This window comes from Shewanella sp. 433 (assembly GCF_059338565.1).
In genome coordinates this window covers 2,442,086-2,465,016 of record NZ_CM181703.1, presented here as the reverse complement: position 1 = coordinate 2,465,016, position 22,931 = coordinate 2,442,086, and the positions used below count along the sequence as shown (strand labels likewise).

Genomic DNA, 22,931 nt, shown 5'->3' with positions numbered 1-22,931 from the left:
AATGATGTTTGCCTCAAAAATGTGTCAGCTTAATGAAGTAGTTTAATAAGCAAAGCTATTGCGTGTATAGCCCTTTAACGATTTAATACAAGATATTGATTTTATAAAAATAGCATTGAATCAAATCGTCAAAAACTCATTCTATTGATATCACTTGTAGCAAAACGGGAGCCTATTGTGTTCATAACGGCCTGCAAACCACAGCGATGGCAAGATCTGCCTAATGGTCAATGGCTGCAAGAAGCTATTGAAGATAAGCTGGCGCCATGGTGGCCTAAAGTCTTTGGTTACCACTTGCTCAATCTTGGCCCTCTCAGCGCCGCATTAGATAAACCCAATTTACCAATTGGCAGGACATTTGCTATGGCACCAGAGGGCGAAGCGTCGCTTGCTGGTCATTACAGTGAGCTGCCAATCCAAAATGGGGTCATTGATGCGGCGATATGCAGCTTTTTACTCGATTTTGAAACCAACCCCTATAGTGTGCTTCGCGAAACCGATAGGGTGTTAATTTCAGGTGGCTACCTGTTTATTGTTGGCTTTAATCCGTTAAGTCCAGCCATTTTGGGTAAAATACTGCCCCGATATCAAGAGCGTCTCCCTTGGTGTGGTCGATTTTTTACCCCTGCGCGGGTCAAAGACTGGCTTGGACTACTCGGTTACCAAGTGGTCGGCGATGAGCGACTTGCCTATCACCACTTGATGACAGATATCAAAGATGAAAGTATTTGGCAGCATGCTCTGCAAGCCTGGCTGCCAGGCAGCGGAGCCGTATATATTTTAGTGGCACGTAAACTAGAAACCCCATTAACCCCAATCGTCGACCGCCAGCGGGTGCGGCAACCCAATTGGTCGGCGGCGCCCACCGCTGGTCGTAATAGCCCGTTGCGGCTTGATGGCAATAATAAAGAGTGAATAAATGAGAATCACCCTAAAGCAACTGATGATTTTTGAGGCAGTTGCACGCAGTGGTCAAGTCGCTAGAGCGGCTGAGCTCGTTAATTTATCGGCTCCTGCGACCTCAATGGCACTAGCTGAGTTGGAAAAACAGCTCGATACACGTCTGTTTGAACGGGTAGGAAATCGGTTACGCCTTAATGCACAAGGCAGTTTGTTGTTGCCGTTAGCGACTGAAGCCCTACAAAAAGTAGAACAAATTGAACAACTGTTTTCATCACCCGAAGCCTCTTTAAGCGGTACCTTAAATGTGGCTGCCAGCTCCACCATTGGTAATTATCTCTTGGCGAAAAGTGCGGTTGCTTTTTGTCAGCAATTTACCTCATCTATGGTGGATCTCAATATCACCAATACCCAAACGGTGATTAAAGCAGTATTGGAGTTCAGCGCTGAAGTTGGTTTTATCGAGGGGCAATGTTTAGACAGTCGTATTAAGGTTGAGGCGTGGCATAAAGATAAACTCTTGGTATTTTGTCATCCAGGGCATCCTCTGGCAGGGTTGCAGGTAGATCCCTCGCAGCTGCGAGGCCAGCATTGGGTGATGCGTGAGTCAGGCTCGGGCACCCGCGATTATTTTATTAATGCGGCGAATATGCTCGATCTGCAGCCGATTGAAAAATTCAGTTTTTCTACTCCAGATGCGATTAAGCAAGCGGTTAGGCAAGGTGCAGGCCTTGCGGTATTGTCTGAGCTGACGCTAGAGAAAGAGTTAAATCGTAAAGAGCTGGCAGTGATTGAAGTTAACGGCTTAAGCCTAGCACGGCAGTTTTACCGTATTCGTCACAAGAGCCGTAACCCCAGTGCCCTTTGTGATGCCTTTGATCATTTTAGCCAGCGATTCTTAAATATCGCTCCCTGATAACGGTTGCCGATCACTCGGTGCTGTCGATATAACCTTTATCGACTTGTGTGGGTTTGGCTTCGGCTGCTTGACGCGCCAATGTGTCGCAGCGCTCATTTTCTCGGTGGCCAGTGTGGCCCTTTACCCAACGCCACTCAATCTGGTGAGATTGAGTGGCCGTGTCGAGGCGTTGCCACAAATCGATATTCTTTACCGGTTGTTTACTGGCTGTGAGCCAACCGCGTTTTTTCCAGCCGTGGATCCATTGGGTGATCCCTTGGCGCATATACTGGCTGTCACTGGTTAAGATAATATTGCATGGCTCATGTAGTGCTTCTAGGGCGATGATCGGCGCTAGCAGCTCCATACGATTATTGGTGGTGAGGGCAAAACCCTCGGCGAGTTCTTTCACCTGTGCCTTATATTTCATCACCACGCCATAACCACCAGGGCCGGGATTTCCTAAGCAAGATCCATCGGTGAAGATTAACAGTTGTTTCAGTCCAGTCATCAAGTTGCTACCATAGCGAATAATCTGGGCAGTATACCCAAAATTTTTAGATAAAAGCGGTCGTAAACATGAATCTTATCTCTAGCGCAAAGCGCCAAGTTATTCTCGATACCGAAACTACCGGTATGAACCAAGGTGCTGGGGCCATTTATTTTGGTCATCGTATTATTGAAATTGGTTGTGTTGAGGTGATTAACCGCAAGCTCACTGGTCGCCACTATCATGAATATATCAATCCGATGCAGGCGATTGATGAAGAGGCGATAGCCGTTCACGGCATCACCAATGAATTTGTCGCCAACAAACCCGTATTTGCCCAAATATCACAGTCCTTTATCGACTTTATTGCTGGCGCTGAAATTGTGGCACATAACGCAAACTTCGACGTTAGCTTTATGGATCATGAGTTTTCGCTATTACAGCCAAAGGGGCCCAAGACCAGTGATATTTGTCAGATCCTCGACTCCCTTGAACTGGCTAAATTTTTACACCCTGGGCAAAAAAATAACCTAGATGCGTTATGTAAACGCTACGGCATAGATAACTCGCGCCGCGATCTCCATGGCGCATTACTCGATGCTGAAATTTTGGCCGATGTCTACCTCATCATGACGGGTGGGCAAACTAAGTTTGAATTGTCCAATGAAAAGCCTGGTCAAGAGGGCGGTGGTATTCAGCGTTTAGCACCTAATCGTACAAAACTTAAAGTGATCGCTGCTGCGGCCGATGAACTAACTATGCATGAACAAAGGTTAGATTTAGTTGCGAAGTCAGGGCAATGTATTTGGCGAGGATAAGCGTCACTTTATGAAAAAATGGTTAACATCCATCAGTGTGATATTGATGCTAGGTTTAGCGAGTGTCAATGTAAGCGCACAAGTGGTCGATGCAACTTATGCCAAAGCATTAAAAAATCGCTTTCGAATTGATCATATGGTCGATGAGGTAACCTTGTTTATTCAACGGGATTACGGCAGTTCGCCTGTGATTGTGGTGCTACCCGATGGCTCGAAATGGTATCAATCGCGTCATCCTGAGTCTGTTAAATGGGCCGATGGGTTAAGTGGCGACATCATCACCATCAAAGATCCCATGCCCGGCCCATGGCAACTGTTAGGGCAGGTGGCAAAGGGCTCAATGGTTGAGCAAGTCTCCAAGCTGAATATCGATGTTCAGCCATTACCACAGCCGGTTTATCAAGGAGAGCGCCTTAAAGTGGTCGCCAAATTGATGGGCGATGAGCAGCGCTTGCGCATGCCTGGGCTTGATTATCTCGTCAATTGGACGGTACGTTTTGTCAGTGAACATCGCCCAGGCGATGCTAATTTTGCTGAAGGCACCTTAATAGTGGGCAGCTATAAAGATAATGGCGAGCAATTTGATGAGCAACCCGATGATGGGGTGTTTACCAGCGAGATCAATCTAACTTACCCCTGGGGCCATTACAGTTTTCAAGTGACGGCAGAAAACACTATTTTTAGCCGCGAGTTTCGTCGCGACTTTATGTTATCACCGATGCCAGTGACCTTGCAGATCATTGAGCCCGATGATCATTTAAATGGCCGTTGGCAGTTACAACTGTCGGTCGATGATAGCCAATTAGCGTTAGAGAATACCCATTTCGAGTTTGAACTTGTTGGCCCGGCTGGGCTGCGGATAAATTTGCCGTTGCCCAGCATCACAGTAACCCCCTTTGAGCTGCAACTACCTACAATCACCGAGTTTGGCAGTTATCGAATTACGGGCTCGGTAGTTTCCACTACCCAAAATGGGCGTGAAGTGGTGCTTAAACTGCCAGAGCAATTTTTTAATTTAGTGCCGCCGCCAGCGCCGCCGCCAACGCCAGAAGAGTTAGCGGTTATTGCCGCCAAAAAAGCCGCAATAGCTGAAGCAAAAGCTAAAGATGCTGCTTTATTTTGGATAATGACCATTAACGGCACCTTATTGGTAGTTGGCCTTATCGCTTTAGTGGTTTGGCGTAAACGACAAAATCTACATCGTGCAATGGCTGTGGCCGCAGCGCGGTTAGATCAACAACGCAGTCAAGAGGTAGGCCCAACGTTAGATGAGATAGACCTCTCTATGCCAGAAGATCTGCCTAGGAATAAGACAGAAAGTAATCGCTTTAGCTTAAGTTGATGAATTTTTAACTAATCAAATCGCTTTTTTTAAAAAATGATTGACGGGGGTTTATCGCCTCAGTAATATGCATCGCAACTTGATGTGGAGCGGTAGTTCAGTTGGTTAGAATACCGGCCTGTCACGCCGGGGGTCGCGGGTTCGAGTCCCGTCCGCTCCGCCAATCAAGTGCCTAATTTTAAATGTAGTATTAGTAAGTTTAACATTACATGACCTTTTGGAGCGGTAGTTCAGTTGGTTAGAATACCGGCCTGTCACGCCGGGGGTCGCGGGTTCGAGTCCCGTCCGCTCCGCCAAATTAAAAAAGCCCTAGCAGCCATGCTAGGGCTTTTTTAATGTCTTTTTAATATCCATTCCTGTTAATCGCACTTCTGCCGAGCTGACTGCACGGGTATTCTTCTTATGGTTTTTCTATTGCATACCAACTTATATCGGTTCTGTTATTGTCATGATGAGAGATGATAATACTTGTTGTGGCTATGCGCTGGAAAAAGGGCGGTATTAAAAAATCGACAAGTATGCATGTGTCACGCATGCTATAGAGTGTAATTTTTGTTTATATCAAAGGACATATCAATGGTTGAGCAGATCACTGCCATGCTGGGACTGGTCGGTGCGTTATCCATCCTTTGCCAATGGTTAGGCTGGAAACTTCGTTTACCTGCTATTTTACCGCTATTGCTGTGTGGTCTTCTGGTGGGGCCGGCCTTTGGTATTCTCGATCCCGATGTGGTTTTTGGCGATCTGTTGTTTCCTATCATCTCCCTTGGGGTGGCGGTTATTTTATTTGAAGGGGCGCTCACTCTTAACTTTTCCGAGATCCGTGAACATGGCCGCATGGTAACCAATCTTGTCAGCATTGGCACTTTGATCACTTGGGCCATCATAGGTTGTGCGACCCATTTCATCATGGGATTCAGCTGGGAGTTGTCGATGTTATTTGGCGCCTTAGTGGTCGTAACGGGCCCAACTGTAATTGTGCCCATGCTCCGCAGTATCAAGCCTAAAGCGCAATTAGCCAGTATCTTACGTTGGGAAGGCATAGTCATCGATCCCATCGGGGCTTTACTGGCGGTGTTGGTGTTTGAATACATTGCAGTAGCAGCCGAGCCGACTACCCATGTGCTTCACTCTTTAGTCTATATGTTAGGTATTGGTATCGGCTTGGGAGCGTGTACAGGCTACGCCATTGGTATTGTGATACGGCGTGCCCTTGTGCCACATTATCTGAAAAATACTGCCGTGTTAACGATTATGCTGGGTGTGTTTGTGTTATCCAATCTGTTACAGGAGGAGTCGGGCCTGCTGACTGTTACTGTGATGGGGATTTGGCTGGCTAATATGCGCGGCGTCGATATTGACGATATTATTGAATTTAAAGAAACCCTCACAGTGTTATTTATTTCGGGCCTGTTTATCTTACTGGCGGCGCGCCTAGACTCGCAAGCACTGCTGAATTTGGGCTGGCAAGGAATCGCATTATTGTGTGTGGTAATGTTTATCGCGCGGCCCGTTAGCGTTTGGTGTTGTGGCATTGGCAGTTCTTTAGCTAGAGCTGATAAATGGTTTTTAAGTTGGGTGGCGCCACGCGGTATTGTTGCCGCTGCGGTATCATCCTTGTTTGCCATTAAACTGGAAAACCAAGGCTTACCCGGCGCCGAACAGATAGTGCCGCTGGTGTTTCTTATTATTATTGGCACTGTGGTGGCCCAAAGTCTCACGGCCAGCCGTTGGGCGCGTTTTTTAGGGGTGAAATCAGGCTCGTCACAAGGTTTACTTATTTTTGGTGCCTCAAAGTTTGCTAGAGCCCTTGCAAAAGTCTTGTTGAGTAAGAATGTGCCTGTGATCCTGGCCGATAATAACTGGGATAACATTCGATTATCGCGTATGGATAATATTCCGGTTTATTTTGGTAATCCCGCGTCTGAGCATGCTGAAAATGCAATTGATATGAGCGGTGTGGGTCGCTTATTAGTGCTATCACCTTATCGGCAGTTAAATCCATTAGTGACCTTTCATTACCAAGATGTACTGGGTAAAGATAAAGTGTTCGGATTAAATAATAATGAAGGCAATAGTGCCCGGCATAAGCTGTCAGAATCTTATCGGCAGCGCTTATGTTTATTTGGTGAGTCGGTATCCTATACACGTTTAGCCACAACCATGGCAAAAGGCGGCATGATCAAGGTAACCAGCATTACCGATAACTTCACCTTTGCCGATTTTAAACGTCGTTACGCAGACATGGCATTGCCGCTTATCTATCTGCAAGAGGGTAAAGTGAAGCTTATTACCGAGGCGATCACCGACTTACCTGTTGGCATTGAGTTGATAAGCTTGTTATCTGTCGAGGCCCTAAGTGATGCTAATGTGGCCGATGAGTTTAAAGGGAAAAAGGTCACAGAAGCTAAGTCTAAGCCCGCTGATAGTGATACTGATAGTCGTAATAGGTAATTGAAGTAAATTATTAGGTAGCTGTTTAAAGCCTGACATAAGCCTCTAATCTAAGCACGTATTGCTGCATCAATTATGGGCTTATCAGCAAATAGGACGCTTATTTAATTGTAATGGCATTGTTTATTACTCATTAGTTCGCATAAAAAATAGCCCTATGGGGTAATCATAGGGCTATTTTTAGTGATACAGGTTGCTGATGAGTCAGTTAAGATATTCAATCACTGCTTGTTTTTCTTTTTTAATCCTAATCCCAGTTCACGGCCTCGAATACGCGCATAAAATGGCAATGTTACCAGTAGTATCGCCAGTAGCAGCACTTCAATCGCGGCAAACACAAAGGCCGTGTCGGTTACATACAGTAAGGTTAATCCATGCAGCATATAGAGACAGATAATAAAACTGCCCCAAGCGTATGTGTAGGGATCGCCGCTTAAGATCCCTTTTAATGGTGCCAGCAGGGGCAAAATCCATAACAGGCTAAAAATAAGCGAATATTCGCCACTTAGCCCTTGATTACCAAACCATGCGGTCATCAATAACAGTAGTGCTAGGTAGCAGGCTCGACTGATTTGAAATAACTTATTTGAGCTCATGAGACGCCTTATAAAATACTTAACACGTTTTCTGGGGGGCGCCCGATCGCCGCACGGTTATTGGCTAACACTATGGGGCGTTCGATAAGTTTGGGCGTATCGACCATGGCTTGGATAAGCAGTTCGTCATCGTCAATATCGGCGAGACCTAACGCCTTATATTCATCTTCTTTAGTACGCATTAATTGGCGAGGGGGGAGGGCTAATTTAGTCAGAATGCCGCGGATCTCAACCTTAGTGAGTGGAGTCTTGAGGTACTCTATGATTTGAATATCACAGCCATTTTCTTCAAGTAGCGCCAAAGTTTGACGGCTTTTTGAACAGCGAGGGTTATGAATAATACTAACTTGCGTCATAGGTTATCTGCTGATTGTCAAAAGTTGCCGATATTCTACTGTAAAAGGTGAGCGGAGTCACAAAGAGTTCGCTCACCTCCCGTTGTTACAATTGCTCAATAGCTTTCTTCGATAGTTTAAATTGGCGAATACGGGCTTCGATACGCGCCAACTGCAATGGATCCTGCTCGGATAATCGATAGGCAAAATTAAGTTGATCAATGGCGCCGTCGTAATTTGCCGCCAAGGCCATGGCTTCAGCTTTAATATAATGCTCCATCGATTTATTACCCGCAGCTTTATAGGCTTCACTAAGCAACTGCAGTGGCAGTTGATTTTGTTTATCGAGGAAAATTATCTCCTCTAAGATAGGGATCGCCTTAAGGGGCTGCTTGTGTTCAATATAAGCATTAGCCAAATTGATATTTATCACTTGAGAAGTGGGTTTCAATTGTCGCTGCTTTTCCAACATGGCAATCGCCTGATCATGCTGTTTACGTTCCAGCAGTAAGTCGGTTTTGGTATCTAAGTAAAACACGTTATTGGGCGCGTGAGTCAGGAGCTCATCGATGATCTTTTCGGCCTGTTGTGCTTGCTCTGAGCGCAGCAGCGCTAACGCTAATCCGTACTCGGCCGCTTGTTTATATTCATATTGGCCTTTTTTCAACTGATTTTGAAATAGGCTTAATGCGGCCTCTTCGCTATAACTTGAAAAGCGCACCTGAATACGGGCTTTGGCTAACTGAAAATCGAGATTATCGGCGATATATCGATGGGGATACTGCGCGGCGCGGTTGCGCGCTTCACTGATCCGCGATTCAGGCAGCGGGTGAGTCAATAACATCTGTGGTGGTTTAGTGGTAAAACGGTAGCGAGTGGCCAGCTTAGCAAAAAAATCCGCGGCGCCATTAGGGTCAAACCCAGCATCGACGAGGATTTGCATCCCAATACGGTCGGCTTCCTTCTCGTGCAGGCGGGTGTAGTTAATTTGGGATTGGGTTGCCAAAGCTTGGGTGGTAGCCATCGCCGCCATTCCGGCCTGCGGCGCCGCAATAGTCAACAAAATGGCCCCAAGCAGGCCCACCATAGTGGCCGTTGAACTCTTATCTCTGGCCTCAATCGAGCGGGCTAAATGACGTTGAGTGACATGGGTAATTTCATGGCCGATAACCGATGCTAACTGGCTTTCATTATCAGCGTTTAAAAACAGGCCTGTATGAACGCCGACATGGCCGCCGAAAAACGCAAATGCGTTGATCTCATCATTGCGCAGTAAAAAAAAGTAAAAGGGGGTTTTGACCCCACTAGCGTGAGCCACCAGTTTATTGCCTAACTCTGTCATATATTGATTTAATACAGGATCGTTTAGCACTGGCGCTGACGAGCGAATGACGCGCATATAAGCATCGCCGTAGGTATTTTCTTTTTCTAGACTGAAGGTGTTTACCGCGGCCGTCCCCAGATCCGGTAGGTCATTATTAGCAAACCCTATAGGGGCTACGGCAAACAAGGCCAGTGACATCGCCCCCGCAAGGAGGGACTTGGCTGTGTTAATTTTACTCAAACTTATCCTTAGCGGGTTATTTTTTATCATATTGATTATCAGAGTGAATAGAACACCATTAGTTCATTTATGTCGAGTATCTCATTGTGCTTATCATGAGATATTGGCAAAGTTTACTGCGACTTAATTGATAACTTGTGGTTTAGTCAGAGACTTAGGATAATAGCCTGAGTTTGTCTTTAGCAAGTTGATTATGACTTTTATTGATTTGACCTCTTATCGATGTCCCTTAGCCTTAGTTAAGCTTAAGCTGGCGCTTAAACAGATGAGCGATGGTGAGCAACTAGTGGTGAGTCTTGCCGATAAAGGCACACGTCAAGATGCGCCGCGTTTTTTAACGCGACAAGGTTATCTGTACACCGAACAACAAAATAATGACCAAGTATTAGTGCTCGCCGTGGTTAAAACGGTCCGGTCGTAATTGTAATGTGTTACTGAGTAGGAAGTGTGAATGTTATCCTTATTAAGCAATTGGTATAAAGACCGATTTAGCGATCCCCAAGCGGTAACGCTGGTATTCATCATTGTGGGTATTGCGTTGGCACTCTATTTTGCAGGTGGGTTATTAGCGCCACTGCTGGTTGCCTTAGTGTTAGCCTTTTTGTTGGAGTGGCCCGTCGCGCAAATGGGGCGCCTTGGGATCAACCGCACCACTGGTGCCTCATTAGTCTTAGTGCTGTTTATTGGCATGATGATATTGCTGATGTTTGGTTTAGTGCCCAGCATTTGGAAGCAGGGGCTGGGCTTAGTCACGGATTTACCCTCCATGCTCGATAAAGGGCTTATTACGATTAAAGGGTATGTTGAACAATACCCGCAATTTTTAAGTACTGAACAGTTAGATACAACCGTTGGCGAGCTTAAAAAACTGCTCGATACACAGCACCTACTGGATTTAGGCAAACAGCTTATTGGTTACTCGGCGTCATTATTGGTGTTAATGGTTTACACCATCTTAGTACCTTTGCTGGTGTTCTTTTTCCTGAAAGATAAAGAGTTGCTGATCCGTGGCAGCAAACGTTTTATCCCATCCAATCGCGATTTAGCGCGTAAAGTGTGGTTAGAGATGAATCAGCAAATCTTTAATTATATACGTGGTAAAGTCATCGAAATTTTCATTATTGGCGTGGTCAGTTATCTATTTTTTGCCATTATGGATCTACGTTATGCGGCATTACTTGGCGTGCTTACCGGCTTGTCGGTTTTGATCCCCTATGTCGGTGCCACGCTGGTGACACTGCCCATTGCCTTGGTGGCTTTCTTTCAGTGGGGTGTAAGCCCTGAGTTTGGTTATTTAATGTTAGGTTATGGCATCATTCAAGCACTCGATGGCAATGTGTTAGTGCCGGTGTTGTTTTCGGATGCGGTTGACCTGCACCCGGTATTTATTATCGCAGCGGTATTGGTGTTTGGCGGCATGTGGGGTGTTTGGGGAGTATTCTTTGCGATCCCGTTGGCGTCTTTAGTGAAAGCGGTGCTCAATGCCTGGCCTCAAGTGAATTCGGCTACGGCGACTGTGGCTAAAGCAGAGAATGATAACCCAGATAAACAGCCATCAGCATCGCCGTCGGCCTAAGCCTATTCACTGTACAATGCATCAATAATTTCGGGGTGGTAAAAGGCTGGTGAGGTACAATAGCGTGTTTAATGTAATGGCAAGTCACACCATCAACTAAACAGCTAACCATTATTTTGATATTAAAAAGCCAGCATCTTTGCTGGCTTTTTTTGTCGCTTTAACTTATTGGCTACTGGTTATCAATAACTTTCATTACAACTTCATGATGGTCTTTGGTTTTAAATTTATCGAATACATGCTGGATTTTTCCATCTTGGCCAACAAGAAAGCTGAGGCGGTGTATGCCGTCATACACTTTGCCCATAAACTTCTTCTCGCCCCACACCCCGAATGCATCGGCAATGGCATGGTCTTCGTCACTTAATAAAGAGAAGTTAAGTTGATGTTTATCGGCAAAACGTGCCAGCTTGGCCACAGGGTCCGGGCTGATACCCAGTACAGTGACCTGATTGGCGTCAAGCTGAGGTTTACTGTCTCTTAAGCCACACGCCTGTACAGTACAGCCAGGGGTCAGCGCCTTAGGATAAAAATACACCAGCACGGGACCGTTTTTTAATGCCGCTTCAAGTGAAATGGCTTCATCGTTTTGATTTTTTAAGGTAAAGGATGGGGCTACATCCCCTTGGGCTAAGGTTTTCATTCGCGTTCCTTTTGATTGCTGTCGATCCCCTGCATACGTTCAATATTGCAGCTTAGGTTTAATTCGTCGGCCAGTTCGATGATATTTTGTTCGAGTTGTTCGATATCCACTTTCTCTGGCACATTAATGGTTAAAAACACATTTTGTATGGGTTCACCGTCAACGGTTTCTTCAGCGTGAGAGCGCACGGCTGCCAGATCCAATGACCGATCAGCCAAGAATTGGGTTAAGCGTTTCATGGTGCCACGCTGATCTTGACCATTAAAAGAGACTTGCAGGCGAGAGACATAATTGCGTGGCGTATGTTTTGAGGTCCGTTTCATCACACTTAACAGGCCGAGTTCAACACTCAATGCTGGCAAGTTTGCTTCCATCTTCGTGATGGCAGGCCAAGAGCCAGAAATCATCATGATCAAGGTAAACTCATTGCCGAAAATGGCCATTCTACTATCGACAATATCGCAGTCACATTCACTTGCAAGGCGTGCAAATTTACTGACGATACCGGGACGATCCGCTCCCAGCGCGGTGACGACCAGATGATTAGACATGAAATTCCCCCGTATTACTGTGAAAATAGTACAAATAAACGCTACTTAACGATAACGTTTTTTGCAGCACGACATGCTAACACATGTTAGTGGTTTTGCGATCCCCGTCTTAACAAACGTTCAAACAAATACCTTGGGTAATGTTATGGTGAAATTCTGACGTTGTAGTGAGAGTTATGCTTGTTTTTACCGCTTAGCATCAGTACCATAGCCAATCCTGAATCCTTGGGGAAGTCACATGATAAACGGAAGCATTGTAGCCTTAATCACACCAATGAATAGTGATGGCTCAGTCGATTATGCAAGTCTAGAAAAACTGGTCGAATACCATATAGAGCAGGGGACTGACGCTATTGTTGCGGTTGGCACCACTGGCGAATCAGCTACTTTACCCATGACTGAACACATTGAAGTGGTCAAGCACGTGGTTAAGTTTGCAGCTGGACGACTGCCGATCATCGGTGGCAATGGTGCTAATGCCACGGCCGAAGCAATAGAACTGACCAAGGCACAGGCAAACAGTGGCGTAGCCGCGATGCTTGGTGTTACGCCCTATTATAATAAGCCCACCCCCAAAGGCCTGATAGCCCACTACCGTGCGGTTGCAGCGTCCACCGACATCCCACAAATTTTATATAACGTACCAGGCCGTACTTCGGTTGATATGTTACCCGAAACAGTGGCCGAACTCGTATCCGTGCCTAATATCATCGGTGTTAAAGAAGCAACCGGCGATCTCAGCCGCGTGGCCAGATTACGGCAGTTATGTGGTAACGATTTTAAACTCTATAGTGGTGATGATCCTACGGCTCGTGAGTTCCTCGCCTTAGGTGGTGATGGTGTTATATCTGTTACTAATAACATTGTCCCTAAACAGTTTAAAGTGATGTGCGCCGCCGCCCTTAGTGGAGATATGGCCACGGCTATTGCAATAGAAGAGCAAATTAAACCTTTGTTTAGTTCACTGTTCTTGGAGGCTAATCCAATTCCTGTTAAATGGGCTGCGCACCGTATGGGCTTGATAAGCCACGGTGATATTCGTTTACCCTTAACGGAACTTTCTCCCCAGTTTCATGGTCTGTTGCTAGAAGCGATGAAAAATGCCCGAATAGAGGTTCAATAATAGATGCTAAAGCAAGTCACCCCAATTTTACTGATCGCAGCTGTTACAGCGTGTAGTTCACCTATTGATAGACGTCAGGCTAATGGTAGCGATGAGTATGTGTTATTGGAGTCTCAGCCTAAATTGGTGATACCCGAAGGGCTTAATCAACCTAAATACAGTAATGAATATGAGATCCCAGCAGTCGGCAATAAAGTCGACACTAGCCTAGTGGGCAAAAAACTGGATATTCGCCCGCCATTACAAGTGTTGCCCATGGCCGAAGGTACTCATGTTGAGGAGTCGAGTGATAGCATTAAAATCGTGGTTGAATCGATAGATAACGATATCGACTTACGAACCGAAATGCTGGATATTCTTAAAGCATATCTTAATAGCCAATCGATTGAGATGGTTAAAGAAGATGATGATGCCGGAATTATCGAAACGGATTGGATTGAACACCAAGAGTTAATCGACTCTAATTTATGGGGCGATGACGATGTTTATTTAGTTCGCCAACGTTATCGCTTTACGGTTAATGTGCGTCCCCATGGCCGTAGCGGTAATTTAGCTATCGAACTTATTGATCATGAAGAGCGTTTTGATGGTCAAACTCAAGATGTTATCCTTACGGGTGAAGATAAGCGCCGTTATACGGTCGATATGCTCAATAATACTATCGCTTACATGAGCATAAAGCGCGAGCAATTGATCAAGGCTAAACGCCTGAAACAGAGCCTAGGTATTGATGTGAGTTTAGTGAAGGCTGAGCCTTCCGCAGTCACTGAGCCTGCGGTGGCTTATTGGTTAGCTCAAGCACCTTACACTCGTACATGGGAGCGCTTACGCATTGTCTTACCAGAAATGGGGTTTGAAATTGTCGATATGGACAGTAATAAAGGGCTCTATTTTATTAGTATTAATGATGACTCTGGTTTCTGGAGTTCGTTATGGAACGATAATAAACTGCCGTTAGAACAAGGTGGATATCGTCTTCGTATCGAACAAGATAGTGATAATGCTAACACCCGTATTTACCTTAATGACATGAATGATGAACCATTGAGTAATGATGTGATTGAAACCGTTTACGAGACCTTAGCAGAGTTAATGCGAGAAGACCGTAAAGTGCGTTAATCTTGCACTGCACAATGATAAAAAAGAGGCTAATATAGCCTCTTTTTTTATGTCTACTAATTGATTATTGGGTTAATTTTCTCGCTCATTCCAGTGTTATTGATCCCATTGTAATGCCTTGTCGTACTGTATCTGAGTATCTTACGTGTTAAGTTTGTAACCAAAAGTAAAACCCCTTGATGCGTATTGAATCCTAGGTAAACTACCGTTAACAAAATGATGCCATTCGGAAGATTGATGAAAAAAACTATAATATTCTTAATCATATTAGCGGCAATCGCTGGCGCCTATTATTATCAAACCCAGTCTACAGACCAGGTCAGAGTAAAAGCTAGGCCTATGCCCAATGTCGTTATTGCCAAGGTAGCAATGCAGCCAATCCGAGATGAGGTTGAAGCATTAGGCACAGGCAAAGCAAATGAATCGATAACCGTGACACCTAAAGTGACCGACATGATCACCGAGATTAACTTTGACGACGGTGACATTGTTGAAAAGGGCCGTCTATTGGTGCGTTTGCAAGACCGAGAGCAGATGGCCAGTGTTACAGTGGCGCAGGTTAAGATGAACGATCACAAAAGGGAGTTGGCACGGATTAGCTCACTGGTGACTAGCCAATCGGTTGCCGCACTTGAGCGGGATCGACTGCAAACCTTAATCGACACCGCTAAGGCCCAATTAGAGCAAGCGGAATCGGCGTTAAAAGATAGACGCATACTGGCGCCATTCTCAGGTCGCTTGGGTTTACGCCAAGTCAGTGAAGGCAGTTTGGTCACTCCCGGCACAGTGATCACCACCCTAGATGATATCTCCACCATTAAACTGGATTTTTCGGTGCCCGAGCGTTTCTTACAGTCACTTAAAGTGGGTAAGACGGTGGAAACCAGTGCGGTTGCCTATGATGGCGAAATGTTTAGCGGTAAAGTGGTCTCCATCGATAGCCGAGTCAATCCCACCACCCGCGCGGTCGTCGTGCGCGCCGAGTTGCCTAATCAAGATTTACGTTTACTACCTGGGATGCTGATGAAGGTAAAACTTATCAAGCAAAACCGCGAAGCGTTAATCATACCCGAAGCGGCGATTATCCCGATCCAACGCGATCAATTTGTCTATCTCGTGAATGAGGACGATGTGATAGAGCAACGCCAAGTTAAAATAGGTATTCGTAAACGTGGCTGGGTAGAGGTTATTGATGGCTTAAAAGTGGGTGATCAGGTTGTGACCCGCGGCATTTTAAAAGTCCGTCCCGGTGATGCAGTTAAAGTGCAGATGAGCGAAAACTTTAGTTTTCTTCAGCAGGCTAAGGTGGAGCCCTTAGTATGATCTTAACGGATTTGTCAGTAAAACGACCGGTCTTTGCTTCCGTTATTAGCATCTTGTTGATTGTCTTCGGTTTGGTAGCGTTTGAGAAACTGCCGCTGCGTGAATACCCTAATATTGATCCCCCTATCGTGTCGGTCCAAACTAACTATCGCGGTGCAAGCGCCGCAGTGGTTGAAAGTCGCATCACCCAGTTGGTCGAAGATCGTATTAGTGGTGTCGAGGGGATCCGCAACATAAATTCATCGAGCCGGGATGGACGCTCGTCTGTGACCTTAGAGTTTGACGTTGGTCGAGACATAGAGGCGGCTGCGAACGATGTGAGAGACCGCATCTCAGGATTACTTAATAATCTACCCGAGGAAGCCGATCCGCCAGAGGTGCAAAAAGCCAATGGCGGCGATGAAGTGATCATGTGGCTTAACTTGGTCTCAGATCAGATGAATACCCTACAACTGACCGACTATGCGCGGCGTTATCTAGTCGATCGATTCTCGGTTATTGATGGCGTGGCCAATATCCGTATCGGTGGCGGTAAGGTGTATGCCATGCGGGTGTGGATCGATCGGCAAGCCTTAGCGGCACGTAAGCTGACGGTGGCGGATATTGAACGAGTGCTACGCTCAGAAAACGTTGAGTTACCCGCAGGCTCGGTCGAATCTCAAGATCGTCATTTTACTGTGCGTTTGGAGCGCAGCTTTAAAAATGCTACCGATTTTGCCAATTTAGTCTTGGCTGAAGGCGATGATGGTTATCTGATTAAGTTAGGTGATGTTGCCCGAGTGGAAGTGGGATCAGAAGAGGAACGCATCACTTTTAGAGGAAACAAAGAGTCGATGATAGGTCTTGGTGTGTCTAAACAATCGACCGCCAACACCTTAGATGTGGCGCGAGCGGCTAATGCATTAGTCGATAAGATTAACCCCACCTTACCCGCGGGGATGGAAATTAAGCGTTCATACGACAGCTCGGTATTTATCGAAGCCTCGGTTGAAGAGGTGTATCGCACCTTATTTATTGCCATGTTTTTAGTCATAGTGGTGATCTACCTGTTTTTAGGCAGTGTGCGCGCCATGTTAATTCCGGCCTTGACCGTACCTGTATCGCTAATGGCCACGTTTATCGTGCTTTACGCCTTAGGTTACACCATTAACTTGTTAACTCTACTGGCGATGATTTTAGCCATTGGTATGGTGGTTGATGATGCTATCGTGGCCCTAGAGAATATTCATCGACGCATTGAACAAGGTGACTCTCCGTTAAAAGCCGCTTATTTAGGCTCACGGGAGGTGGCATTTGCCGTAGTCGCGACGACGCTAGTGTTAGTTGCTGTCTTTATGCCAATCACTTTCCTAGAAGGTGATTTAGGTAAGTTGTTTAAAGAGTTTGCAGTTGCCATGAGTTCTGCAGTGGTGTTCTCAAGTATTGTGGCGTTAACCTTAAGTCCGATGATGTGCTCTAAGTTACTCAAACCTGCAGAGCAAGACTCTTGGTTGGTCAAAAAAATAGATGCTGGGATGGCACGTTTAACTCATTTTTATCGAGTTACTCTGACCAAGGCGATGCAGCATCCTTTTGTAGTGTCGTCTCTGGTAATTATTGCACTTGCTAGCAGCGGTTGGTTAATGACTCAGGTTCCACAAGAATTTGCTCCTCGTGAAGATCGTGGTTCTATGTTCTTAATCGTTAACGGGCCTCAAGGTGCTAGCTTTGAATATATCACCCCCTATATGGATGAGATTGAGTCAAGGCTGATGCCTTTGGTTGAGAGCGGAGATATTAAGCGTTTGCTTATCAGGGCGCCGCGCAGTTTCGGTCGCAGTGCCGATTTCTCTAACGGAATGGCGATTATCGTATTAGAAGATTGGTCACAGCGACGTAGCGCCTTTGAGATCATCGGTGATGTACGTGCACGGCTAGCCGATCTTGCCGGGGTACGTGCTTTTCCGGTTATGCGACAAGCGTTTGGGCGCGGGGTGGGTAAACCTGTGCAGTTTGTCTTAGGTGGTCCTAGCTATGAAGAGATCGCTAAATGGCGAGACATCATTTTGGAAAAAGCCAAAGATAATCCTAACCTTATTGGCCTAGATCACGACTATCAAGAAACCAAGCCGCAGCTGCGAGTGGTCATCGATAAAGATCGCGCCGCAGCCCTAGGGGTATCTATTTCACATATAGGTCGAACATTGGAGTCGATGTTAGGCTCAAGACTCGTGACGACCTTCATGCAGGGCGGTGAAGAGTATGATGTGATCATTGAAGGGGAGCGAGATAATCAAAACACCGCTCATGATTTAACTAACATCTATGTTCGCTCCGACCGCACCAAGGCTCTGATCCCGCTAGCCAACTTAGTGTCGGTGGAGGAGTTTGCCGATGCAAGCCAGCTTAACCGCTACAACCGTATGCGCTCAATTACCATTGAGGCGAATTTAGCCGATGGCTACAGTTTAGGTGAGGCGTTAGATTACCTTAACGAGATGGCTTACACCTATCTACCCGCTGAGGCGATCATTAGCTATAAAGGGCAATCGTTGGATTATCAAGAGTCGGGGAGCTCAATGTATTTTGTCTTCCTTCTGGCCCTTGGGATTGTCTTTTTAGTTCTGGCTGCGCAATTTGAAAGCTATGTGCATCCGATAGTGATCATGCTGACAGTACCGCTTGCCACCTTAGGCGCACTGATAGGGTTATGGCTGACGGGACAAAGTCTCAATATTTACAGCCAGATTGGCATTATCATGCTAGTTGGCTTAGCGGCTAAAAATGGTATTTTGATTGTTGAATTTACTAACCAGCTACGTGACAAAGGTATGGCGTTTCAACAGGCTATTGTGCAAGCATCAAGCCAGCGTTTACGCCCCATTTTGATGACGGGGATCACCACTGCGGCAGGGGCTATTCCCTTAGTCATGGCGCAAGGGGCAGGCGCTGAAACACGTTTTGTGATTGGGGTTGTAGTGTTGTCAGGCATTGTGCTGGCGACCATCTTTACCTTGCTTGTGATCCCCGTGGCCTATTCATTGTTAGCACAAAATACCGGCTCGCCAGAAGCAATTAGCCGGCAGTTAGCGCAAGAGTTGCAAGATCCTCATTAAGTTGTAGCTATTAATTAAAGAGCCAACCTTGCTAGGTTGGCTTTTTTTATCTATACGTTTTGCTAATTAACAGCGTAAATAATGTTTTGTATGATGAGACTAAGGACTTTTTATCGCCTAAGGCGATGCAATCAAGGAGCATGTTGAGATAATGGAATCCATCATTAATATGGCAGAGGCAAACATTCAGTCATCGATAGTGGCAGCTCAAAAGGGGGTGGTTCGCTGTGATGGTCGACTGACCAAAACACGGCATTACCTGCAGTTTGAACCTTTTAATAGGTCTGCTACCATTGGACCTTATCTATTACCATTAATTGATATTGTTAATGTTGATACCTGTTGGGGCAAAGGGGCGGGGATTTTACCTATTACACCTGATGGTATCGAAATCACCTTAAAAGATGGCAGCCAATATCAATTTATAGTCGGTGAACCACAACTGTGGATCGCACGATTATTAGGCTAGAGATGGGAGAAAAGGCTTAACCAATGAGTAAGCCTTTTGTAACAAAATGCTAAAGGTAGACCAGCATAGTTGCGATTAGCGATTGAGCTTGGCTTTAACGCTTAGGTGTGACGTCATTGTCGCTATGATCATCTTGATTTTGTGCTGTCGTTTGAGATGAGTCATCTTCGTCCCGTTGTTTACGCTTCTCAGATGTAGTTTTTTGAGCATGATCTTTACCAAATTGAGTCATTTTAAATTTAGCACTGTATTTAAGCACAGCAAGATTGCTGACGATTACAGCGATAACTAAGATGATGATTAACCAAACTTCCAGATTCGACATGACCCACCTCTTGTTGTTAGTCGACCGCTAAACGCGCTTCGCAGATGCGAATATCTTCAGGGGTGTCAACTTCTGGTGAATCAAATGCACTGATCGCCACTTTGATTTTATAACCGTATTCTAAGGCACGTAGTTGTTCTAATTTCTCTAAATTTTCTAGGCGGCCTAAAGGCAGCTTAGCAAACGTCGAGATGAAGGCACGAGTGTAACCGTAAATGCCTAAATGTTTATAGGCTGGATAGTCGTTGGTATCACGGCCAAAAGGGATACGAGCACGGGAGAAATACAAGGCATTATAATCGTTATCAAACACCATTTTAACGTGCATAGGATCGTTTAACTCACTCTCATTAGTGATTTCAACACCTAAGGTTGCCATATCAAATTCACCTGGGTGGCGCTCAAATAAACTGACGATCTGCTCAATGGTGATGGGATCGATAAGCGGTTGATCACCTTGTAGGTTAATCACTAAGTCATCGTCTTTTAACCCCAGTTGAGTGATGGCATCTTCAATCCGGTCAGTGCCCGATGCGGCATTCTCATCTGTCATAACAACTTGACCACCAAAGGATTCTACCGCCGCTTTAATGCGTTCATCGTCAGTGGCCACATAAATCGCGGTGATGCCTTTTGCCAATGCGGCACGCTCGTATACGTGCTGGATCATTGGTTTACCGTTAATCGGAGCTAGCGGTTTGCCGGGGAAACGACTAGAACCATAGCGCGCAGGGATTAACAGAGTTACATTCATTATAGGTACCTATTTTTGCAAGTAAGTGGCCTCAAGATAAAAGGCTCATATAGAGCCTAATTCGTGAGGCCGGAGGTTAGATACGACGGAACAGCTTAGTAAGCATCTCGTCGGTGACTTTTTCTTCCCATCCGCTACCGTAAACATTATCCCATAATGGACCCATGCTCTTAGTAACAGCGACCATCTTAGCGATGGTTTCATCAGGAAGATCTTTACAGATATTTTTGGGGAGCACGATATTGTGCTTTTTCATCATATGGCGAAATTCCGCTACGCCTTCAGGATAAAACTCTTCAAGTACGTCAAAAGCCAAGCAGTTACCTATTCCATGGTGGTAGCCTAATACATAGCCTAGACCATAAGAAACAGCATGGCATGCGCCGACTTGGCTATATGCGATACTCATCCCACCCATATATGACGCCATCATAAGTTTGTCATCTTTTTCTGGGTGATCGCCTAAGAAAACCTCGCGGCAAAGATCCATCGACTTTTCAGCAAAGGCTCGGGCAAATTCGTTGAGGTAAGTGCCTTGTAGTGACTCAACGCAGTGGATATAACAATCCATCCCAGTGTAAAACCACTGTTCTGTGGGTACGCCTTCGATGAGCTCAGAATCCATGATGATTTGATCAAATACGGTGTAGTCTGAATTTAAGCCTAATTTTCGCACCGGCCCACATAATACCGCAGTACGCGATGCTTCTGCGCCTGTACCCGATACGGTTGGAATACCTACATGATGCACCGCTGGGTGGTTAATCAGATCCCAGCCTTGATACATAGCAGAGCCCCCTGGATTGGTTAACATCAAAGAGACAGCCTTAGCCAAATCCATGGTAGAACCGCCGCCTAAACCCACCACACTGACTGGGAGCTTCGTATTAAACTTTTGAACTTGTTCAGTTAATGCGTCAACTTGTGCCGTTGTTGGCTCATCATCAACATTGACATAAATGGTTAAATCTTGTGCTTTTGCCGGGACGCGTGCCGCTAAGGGTTTATGTTGATGAACATCATCGACCAGAAACACGACAAAGTCATCGGCTTGCTGGCGCTCCGCACCAACTACCTTATCAAGCTCAGCGAATGAGCCTCGACCAAAGATCATCTTAGGAACACACTTAAAATTTTTAAAACTCATTACCACATTCTCCTTTGGGATTAGTACTGTAAGAGCTGGCTTCGCAGTTGGTATAGGGTTACTGCGCGGCGGGCATAATAGGTGTTTTAAGCAAAAGCACGCTTAATGTTTTCGATGCGTTGCTTGATCTCATCCTCTGTCCAAGAGAGTTTGATCAGCATCGAGATAGTACGACCCATGATGGCATCAGATTTTGGAACTGCAACCTGAGTGTAATCAGGTTTATCTTTTATGAGAGTGATAGGCAAGGCCGCTGGTGATTTAAGCTCTTGAATATGTTTCCAATTACGTAAGTAATGCCAGTTATTGACATACCAGTAGAAGCAGCCGTCAACCCCATTTTCTGCTAGCTTTTTATTGATCTCAATCGTGCGGGCTTCGGTGGGCATCATAAAGGTTAAGAAACCAGCTGAGTCGCCTTCGGGGTCGGGAATTTCCCGAAATGAGACTTCTGGTAATTCAGCCATGGCCTCTTTTAGCCATTTTTTATGCTTACGCTGGATCTCAATAATCTTGTCAAGTTTACGCAGCTGCGCCAGCCCCATTGCTGAGTTCATTTCTGAAATGCGAAAATTTAGCCCCATAATAGGGTGGCCTTCGGCACCGCGATCATTACCCACATGATCATGACCATGATCTGAGAACATATGAGCATGATTATAAATGGTGTCATTATTGGTGATCACCGCACCGCCTTCACCGCAAGTGATGGTTTTAACAGAGTCAAACGAGTAACAACCAACATCACCAATGGTGCCTAGTGCTTGACCTTTATAACTGCCGCCAATGGCTTGGCAAGCATCTTCTAAAATCACTAAGTTGTGTTTCTCGCAGATGGCTTTAATGTCGTCCATCTTCGCCATAGAACCGCACATATGCACTAAATTAATTGCCTTGGTGCGTGGAGTAATCACCGCTTCAATCCCTGCTGGCGATAGGCAGAGCGTTTCATCAATTTCAGCAAAAACCGGCACGGCCCCTGCCATGAATACCGCTTCTACTGATGCCACGAAGGTAAATGGCGGTACAATGACCTCATCGCCGGCGCCAATTCCCGCTGCGGCCATAGCCGTTTGCAGCGCTGCGGTACCGCTTGAGACTAAGTGAGCATGTTTTACATTCATTTTTTCGCAAAGCAAGGTTTCCATCTCACGCGTTTTCCAGCGGTCATTACGCATGTGATCGAAGTTATATCGAAAGGTAAATCCGTTTTCCATTACATCTGCAACTTCTTGCTTCTCTTCAGGACCAAATAGTTCAAAACCAGGCATTGAAAGTTTCCTTAGCGTTCGCTGCGCGCACTGCGCGAAAAAAGATACTCGATTATAACTGGGATAGGAGGGGAACTGCGATGTTTATTAAGCAATATTTATCTGAAATAGCTATTTTTTAGCACAACTTTAAGGCTG

Annotated in this window: 22 protein-coding genes and 2 tRNA genes; 14 read left to right on the top strand and 10 right to left on the bottom strand. The window is 45.7% G+C overall.

Annotation, left to right across the window (positions count from 1 at the left end):
* Nucleotides 1-183: 183 nt before the first annotated feature.
* Together AC5YB1_RS10885 and AC5YB1_RS10880 are read left to right on the top strand one after the other, a co-directional pair.
* Nucleotides 184-915, top strand: coding sequence for a methyltransferase domain-containing protein (locus AC5YB1_RS10885; RefSeq protein WP_494521622.1), 732 nt, complete (start codon nt 184-186; stop codon nt 913-915).
* Between the two features lie 4 nt (nt 916-919).
* On the top strand, nt 920-1,816 hold the full coding sequence (locus AC5YB1_RS10880; RefSeq protein WP_494519180.1) for a LysR substrate-binding domain-containing protein: 897 nt from the start codon (nt 920-922) through the stop codon (nt 1,814-1,816).
* 13 nt (nt 1,817-1,829) lie between these two features.
* Here AC5YB1_RS10880 and rnhA read toward each other — a convergent pair whose 3' ends face one another.
* Nucleotides 1,830-2,309 carry a ribonuclease HI gene (rnhA, locus tag AC5YB1_RS10875; protein ID WP_494519179.1) on the bottom strand — a complete coding sequence of 160 codons (480 nt, stop codon included), beginning with the start codon at nt 2,307-2,309 and terminating at the stop codon, nt 1,830-1,832.
* 68 nt (nt 2,310-2,377) lie between these two features.
* Between rnhA and dnaQ the strand changes: the two genes are divergently transcribed.
* The 5 genes from dnaQ to AC5YB1_RS10850 all read left to right on the top strand — a co-directional run bounded on the left by dnaQ (nt 2,378) and on the right by AC5YB1_RS10850 (nt 6,902).
* Nucleotides 2,378-3,106 (top strand): DNA polymerase III subunit epsilon, encoded by a 729-nt coding sequence (gene dnaQ / locus AC5YB1_RS10870; protein WP_494519178.1) that lies wholly within the window; start codon nt 2,378-2,380, stop codon nt 3,104-3,106.
* A 10-nt stretch (nt 3,107-3,116) separates the two neighbouring features.
* The gene (locus AC5YB1_RS10865; protein ID WP_494519177.1) at nt 3,117-4,448 is read left to right on the top strand and encodes a TIGR03503 family protein; all 1,332 of its coding nucleotides are present in this window, start codon (nt 3,117-3,119) and stop codon (nt 4,446-4,448) included.
* An 86-nt stretch (nt 4,449-4,534) separates the two neighbouring features.
* Nucleotides 4,535-4,611, top strand: a tRNA-Asp gene (locus tag AC5YB1_RS10860).
* Between the two features lie 56 nt (nt 4,612-4,667).
* Nucleotides 4,668-4,744: transfer RNA gene (locus tag AC5YB1_RS10855), tRNA-Asp, on the top strand.
* 280 nt (nt 4,745-5,024) lie between these two features.
* A complete protein-coding gene (locus AC5YB1_RS10850; RefSeq protein WP_494519176.1) occupies nt 5,025-6,902 on the top strand; it encodes a cation:proton antiporter in 1,878 nt (625 codons plus the stop codon).
* Nucleotides 6,903-7,123: 221 nt separating this feature from the next.
* On the opposite strand, the gene AC5YB1_RS10845 is transcribed toward AC5YB1_RS10850, so the two are convergent.
* The 3 genes from AC5YB1_RS10845 to bepA form a co-directional block, all read right to left on the bottom strand.
* Complete coding sequence (locus AC5YB1_RS10845; RefSeq protein WP_494519175.1) at nt 7,124-7,498, bottom strand: DUF2069 domain-containing protein; 375 nt, start codon at nt 7,496-7,498, stop codon at nt 7,124-7,126.
* Between the two features lie 8 nt (nt 7,499-7,506).
* The gene (gene arsC, locus AC5YB1_RS10840) at nt 7,507-7,854 is read right to left on the bottom strand and encodes an arsenate reductase (glutaredoxin) (RefSeq protein WP_494519174.1); all 348 of its coding nucleotides are present in this window, start codon (nt 7,852-7,854) and stop codon (nt 7,507-7,509) included.
* 85 nt (nt 7,855-7,939) lie between these two features.
* Nucleotides 7,940-9,427, bottom strand: a complete 1,488-nt coding sequence (gene bepA / locus AC5YB1_RS10835) for a beta-barrel assembly-enhancing protease (protein WP_494519173.1) — start codon at nt 9,425-9,427, stop codon at nt 7,940-7,942.
* Between the two features lie 163 nt (nt 9,428-9,590).
* On the opposite strand from bepA, the gene AC5YB1_RS10830 reads away from it, so the two are divergent.
* A complete protein-coding gene (locus AC5YB1_RS10830; RefSeq protein ID WP_494519172.1) occupies nt 9,591-9,818 on the top strand; it encodes a sulfurtransferase TusA family protein in 228 nt (75 codons plus the stop codon).
* Nucleotides 9,819-9,848: 30 nt separating this feature from the next.
* Nucleotides 9,849-10,973 carry an AI-2E family transporter gene (locus tag AC5YB1_RS10825; protein WP_494519171.1) on the top strand — a complete coding sequence of 375 codons (1,125 nt, stop codon included), beginning with the start codon at nt 9,849-9,851 and terminating at the stop codon, nt 10,971-10,973.
* Nucleotides 10,974-11,145: 172 nt separating this feature from the next.
* On the opposite strand, the gene bcp is transcribed toward AC5YB1_RS10825, so the two are convergent.
* Together bcp and AC5YB1_RS10815 are read right to left on the bottom strand one after the other, a co-directional pair.
* On the bottom strand, nt 11,146-11,616 hold the full coding sequence (gene bcp / locus AC5YB1_RS10820) for a thioredoxin-dependent thiol peroxidase (protein WP_494519170.1): 471 nt from the start codon (nt 11,614-11,616) through the stop codon (nt 11,146-11,148).
* Nucleotides 11,613-12,167 (bottom strand): glycine cleavage system transcriptional repressor, encoded by a 555-nt coding sequence (locus AC5YB1_RS10815; RefSeq protein ID WP_494519169.1) that lies wholly within the window; start codon nt 12,165-12,167, stop codon nt 11,613-11,615. The genes bcp and AC5YB1_RS10815 overlap by 4 nt, the downstream gene beginning before the upstream one ends.
* A 238-nt stretch (nt 12,168-12,405) precedes the next feature.
* Here AC5YB1_RS10815 and dapA point away from each other — a divergent pair, with 238 nt between their 5' ends.
* The 5 genes from dapA (at nt 12,406) to AC5YB1_RS10790 (ending at nt 19,296) form a co-directional block, all read left to right on the top strand.
* On the top strand, nt 12,406-13,290 hold the full coding sequence (gene dapA, locus AC5YB1_RS10810; protein WP_494519168.1) for a 4-hydroxy-tetrahydrodipicolinate synthase: 885 nt from the start codon (nt 12,406-12,408) through the stop codon (nt 13,288-13,290).
* A 3-nt stretch (nt 13,291-13,293) separates the two neighbouring features.
* Nucleotides 13,294-14,409 (top strand): NlpB/DapX family lipoprotein, encoded by a 1,116-nt coding sequence (gene bamC, locus AC5YB1_RS10805; RefSeq protein WP_494519167.1) that lies wholly within the window; start codon nt 13,294-13,296, stop codon nt 14,407-14,409.
* 237 nt (nt 14,410-14,646) lie between these two features.
* On the top strand, nt 14,647-15,732 hold the full coding sequence (locus AC5YB1_RS10800; RefSeq protein ID WP_494519166.1) for an efflux RND transporter periplasmic adaptor subunit: 1,086 nt from the start codon (nt 14,647-14,649) through the stop codon (nt 15,730-15,732).
* Nucleotides 15,729-18,827, top strand: a complete 3,099-nt coding sequence (locus AC5YB1_RS10795; RefSeq protein WP_494519165.1) for an efflux RND transporter permease subunit — start codon at nt 15,729-15,731, stop codon at nt 18,825-18,827. The genes AC5YB1_RS10800 and AC5YB1_RS10795 overlap by 4 nt, the downstream gene beginning before the upstream one ends.
* 151 nt (nt 18,828-18,978) lie before the next feature.
* Nucleotides 18,979-19,296, top strand: a complete 318-nt coding sequence (locus AC5YB1_RS10790) for a hypothetical protein (RefSeq protein ID WP_494519164.1) — start codon at nt 18,979-18,981, stop codon at nt 19,294-19,296.
* A gap of 94 nt (nt 19,297-19,390) precedes the next feature.
* Here the strand turns inward: AC5YB1_RS10790 and AC5YB1_RS10785 are convergent, their stop codons facing one another.
* The 4 genes from AC5YB1_RS10785 to kdnA all read right to left on the bottom strand — a co-directional run bounded on the left by AC5YB1_RS10785 (nt 19,391) and on the right by kdnA (nt 22,793).
* Entirely contained in the window at nt 19,391-19,621 is a 231-nt protein-coding gene (locus tag AC5YB1_RS10785) for a DUF2897 family protein (protein ID WP_494519163.1), read from the bottom strand.
* Nucleotides 19,622-19,637: 16 nt separating this feature from the next.
* A complete protein-coding gene (gene kdsB, locus AC5YB1_RS10780) occupies nt 19,638-20,375 on the bottom strand; it encodes an 8-amino-3,8-dideoxy-manno-octulosonate cytidylyltransferase KdsB (protein WP_494519162.1) in 738 nt (245 codons plus the stop codon).
* A 76-nt stretch (nt 20,376-20,451) separates the two neighbouring features.
* Nucleotides 20,452-21,522: a 3-deoxy-alpha-D-manno-octulosonate 8-oxidase KdnB gene (gene kdnB / locus AC5YB1_RS10775; RefSeq protein WP_494519161.1), complete on the bottom strand. Its 1,071-nt coding sequence runs from the start codon at nt 21,520-21,522 to the stop codon at nt 20,452-20,454.
* 86 nt (nt 21,523-21,608) lie between these two features.
* Entirely contained in the window at nt 21,609-22,793 is a 1,185-nt protein-coding gene (gene kdnA, locus AC5YB1_RS10770; RefSeq protein ID WP_494519160.1) for an 8-amino-3,8-dideoxy-alpha-D-manno-octulosonate transaminase KdnA, read from the bottom strand.
* Between the last annotated feature and the right edge of the window lie 138 nt (nt 22,794-22,931).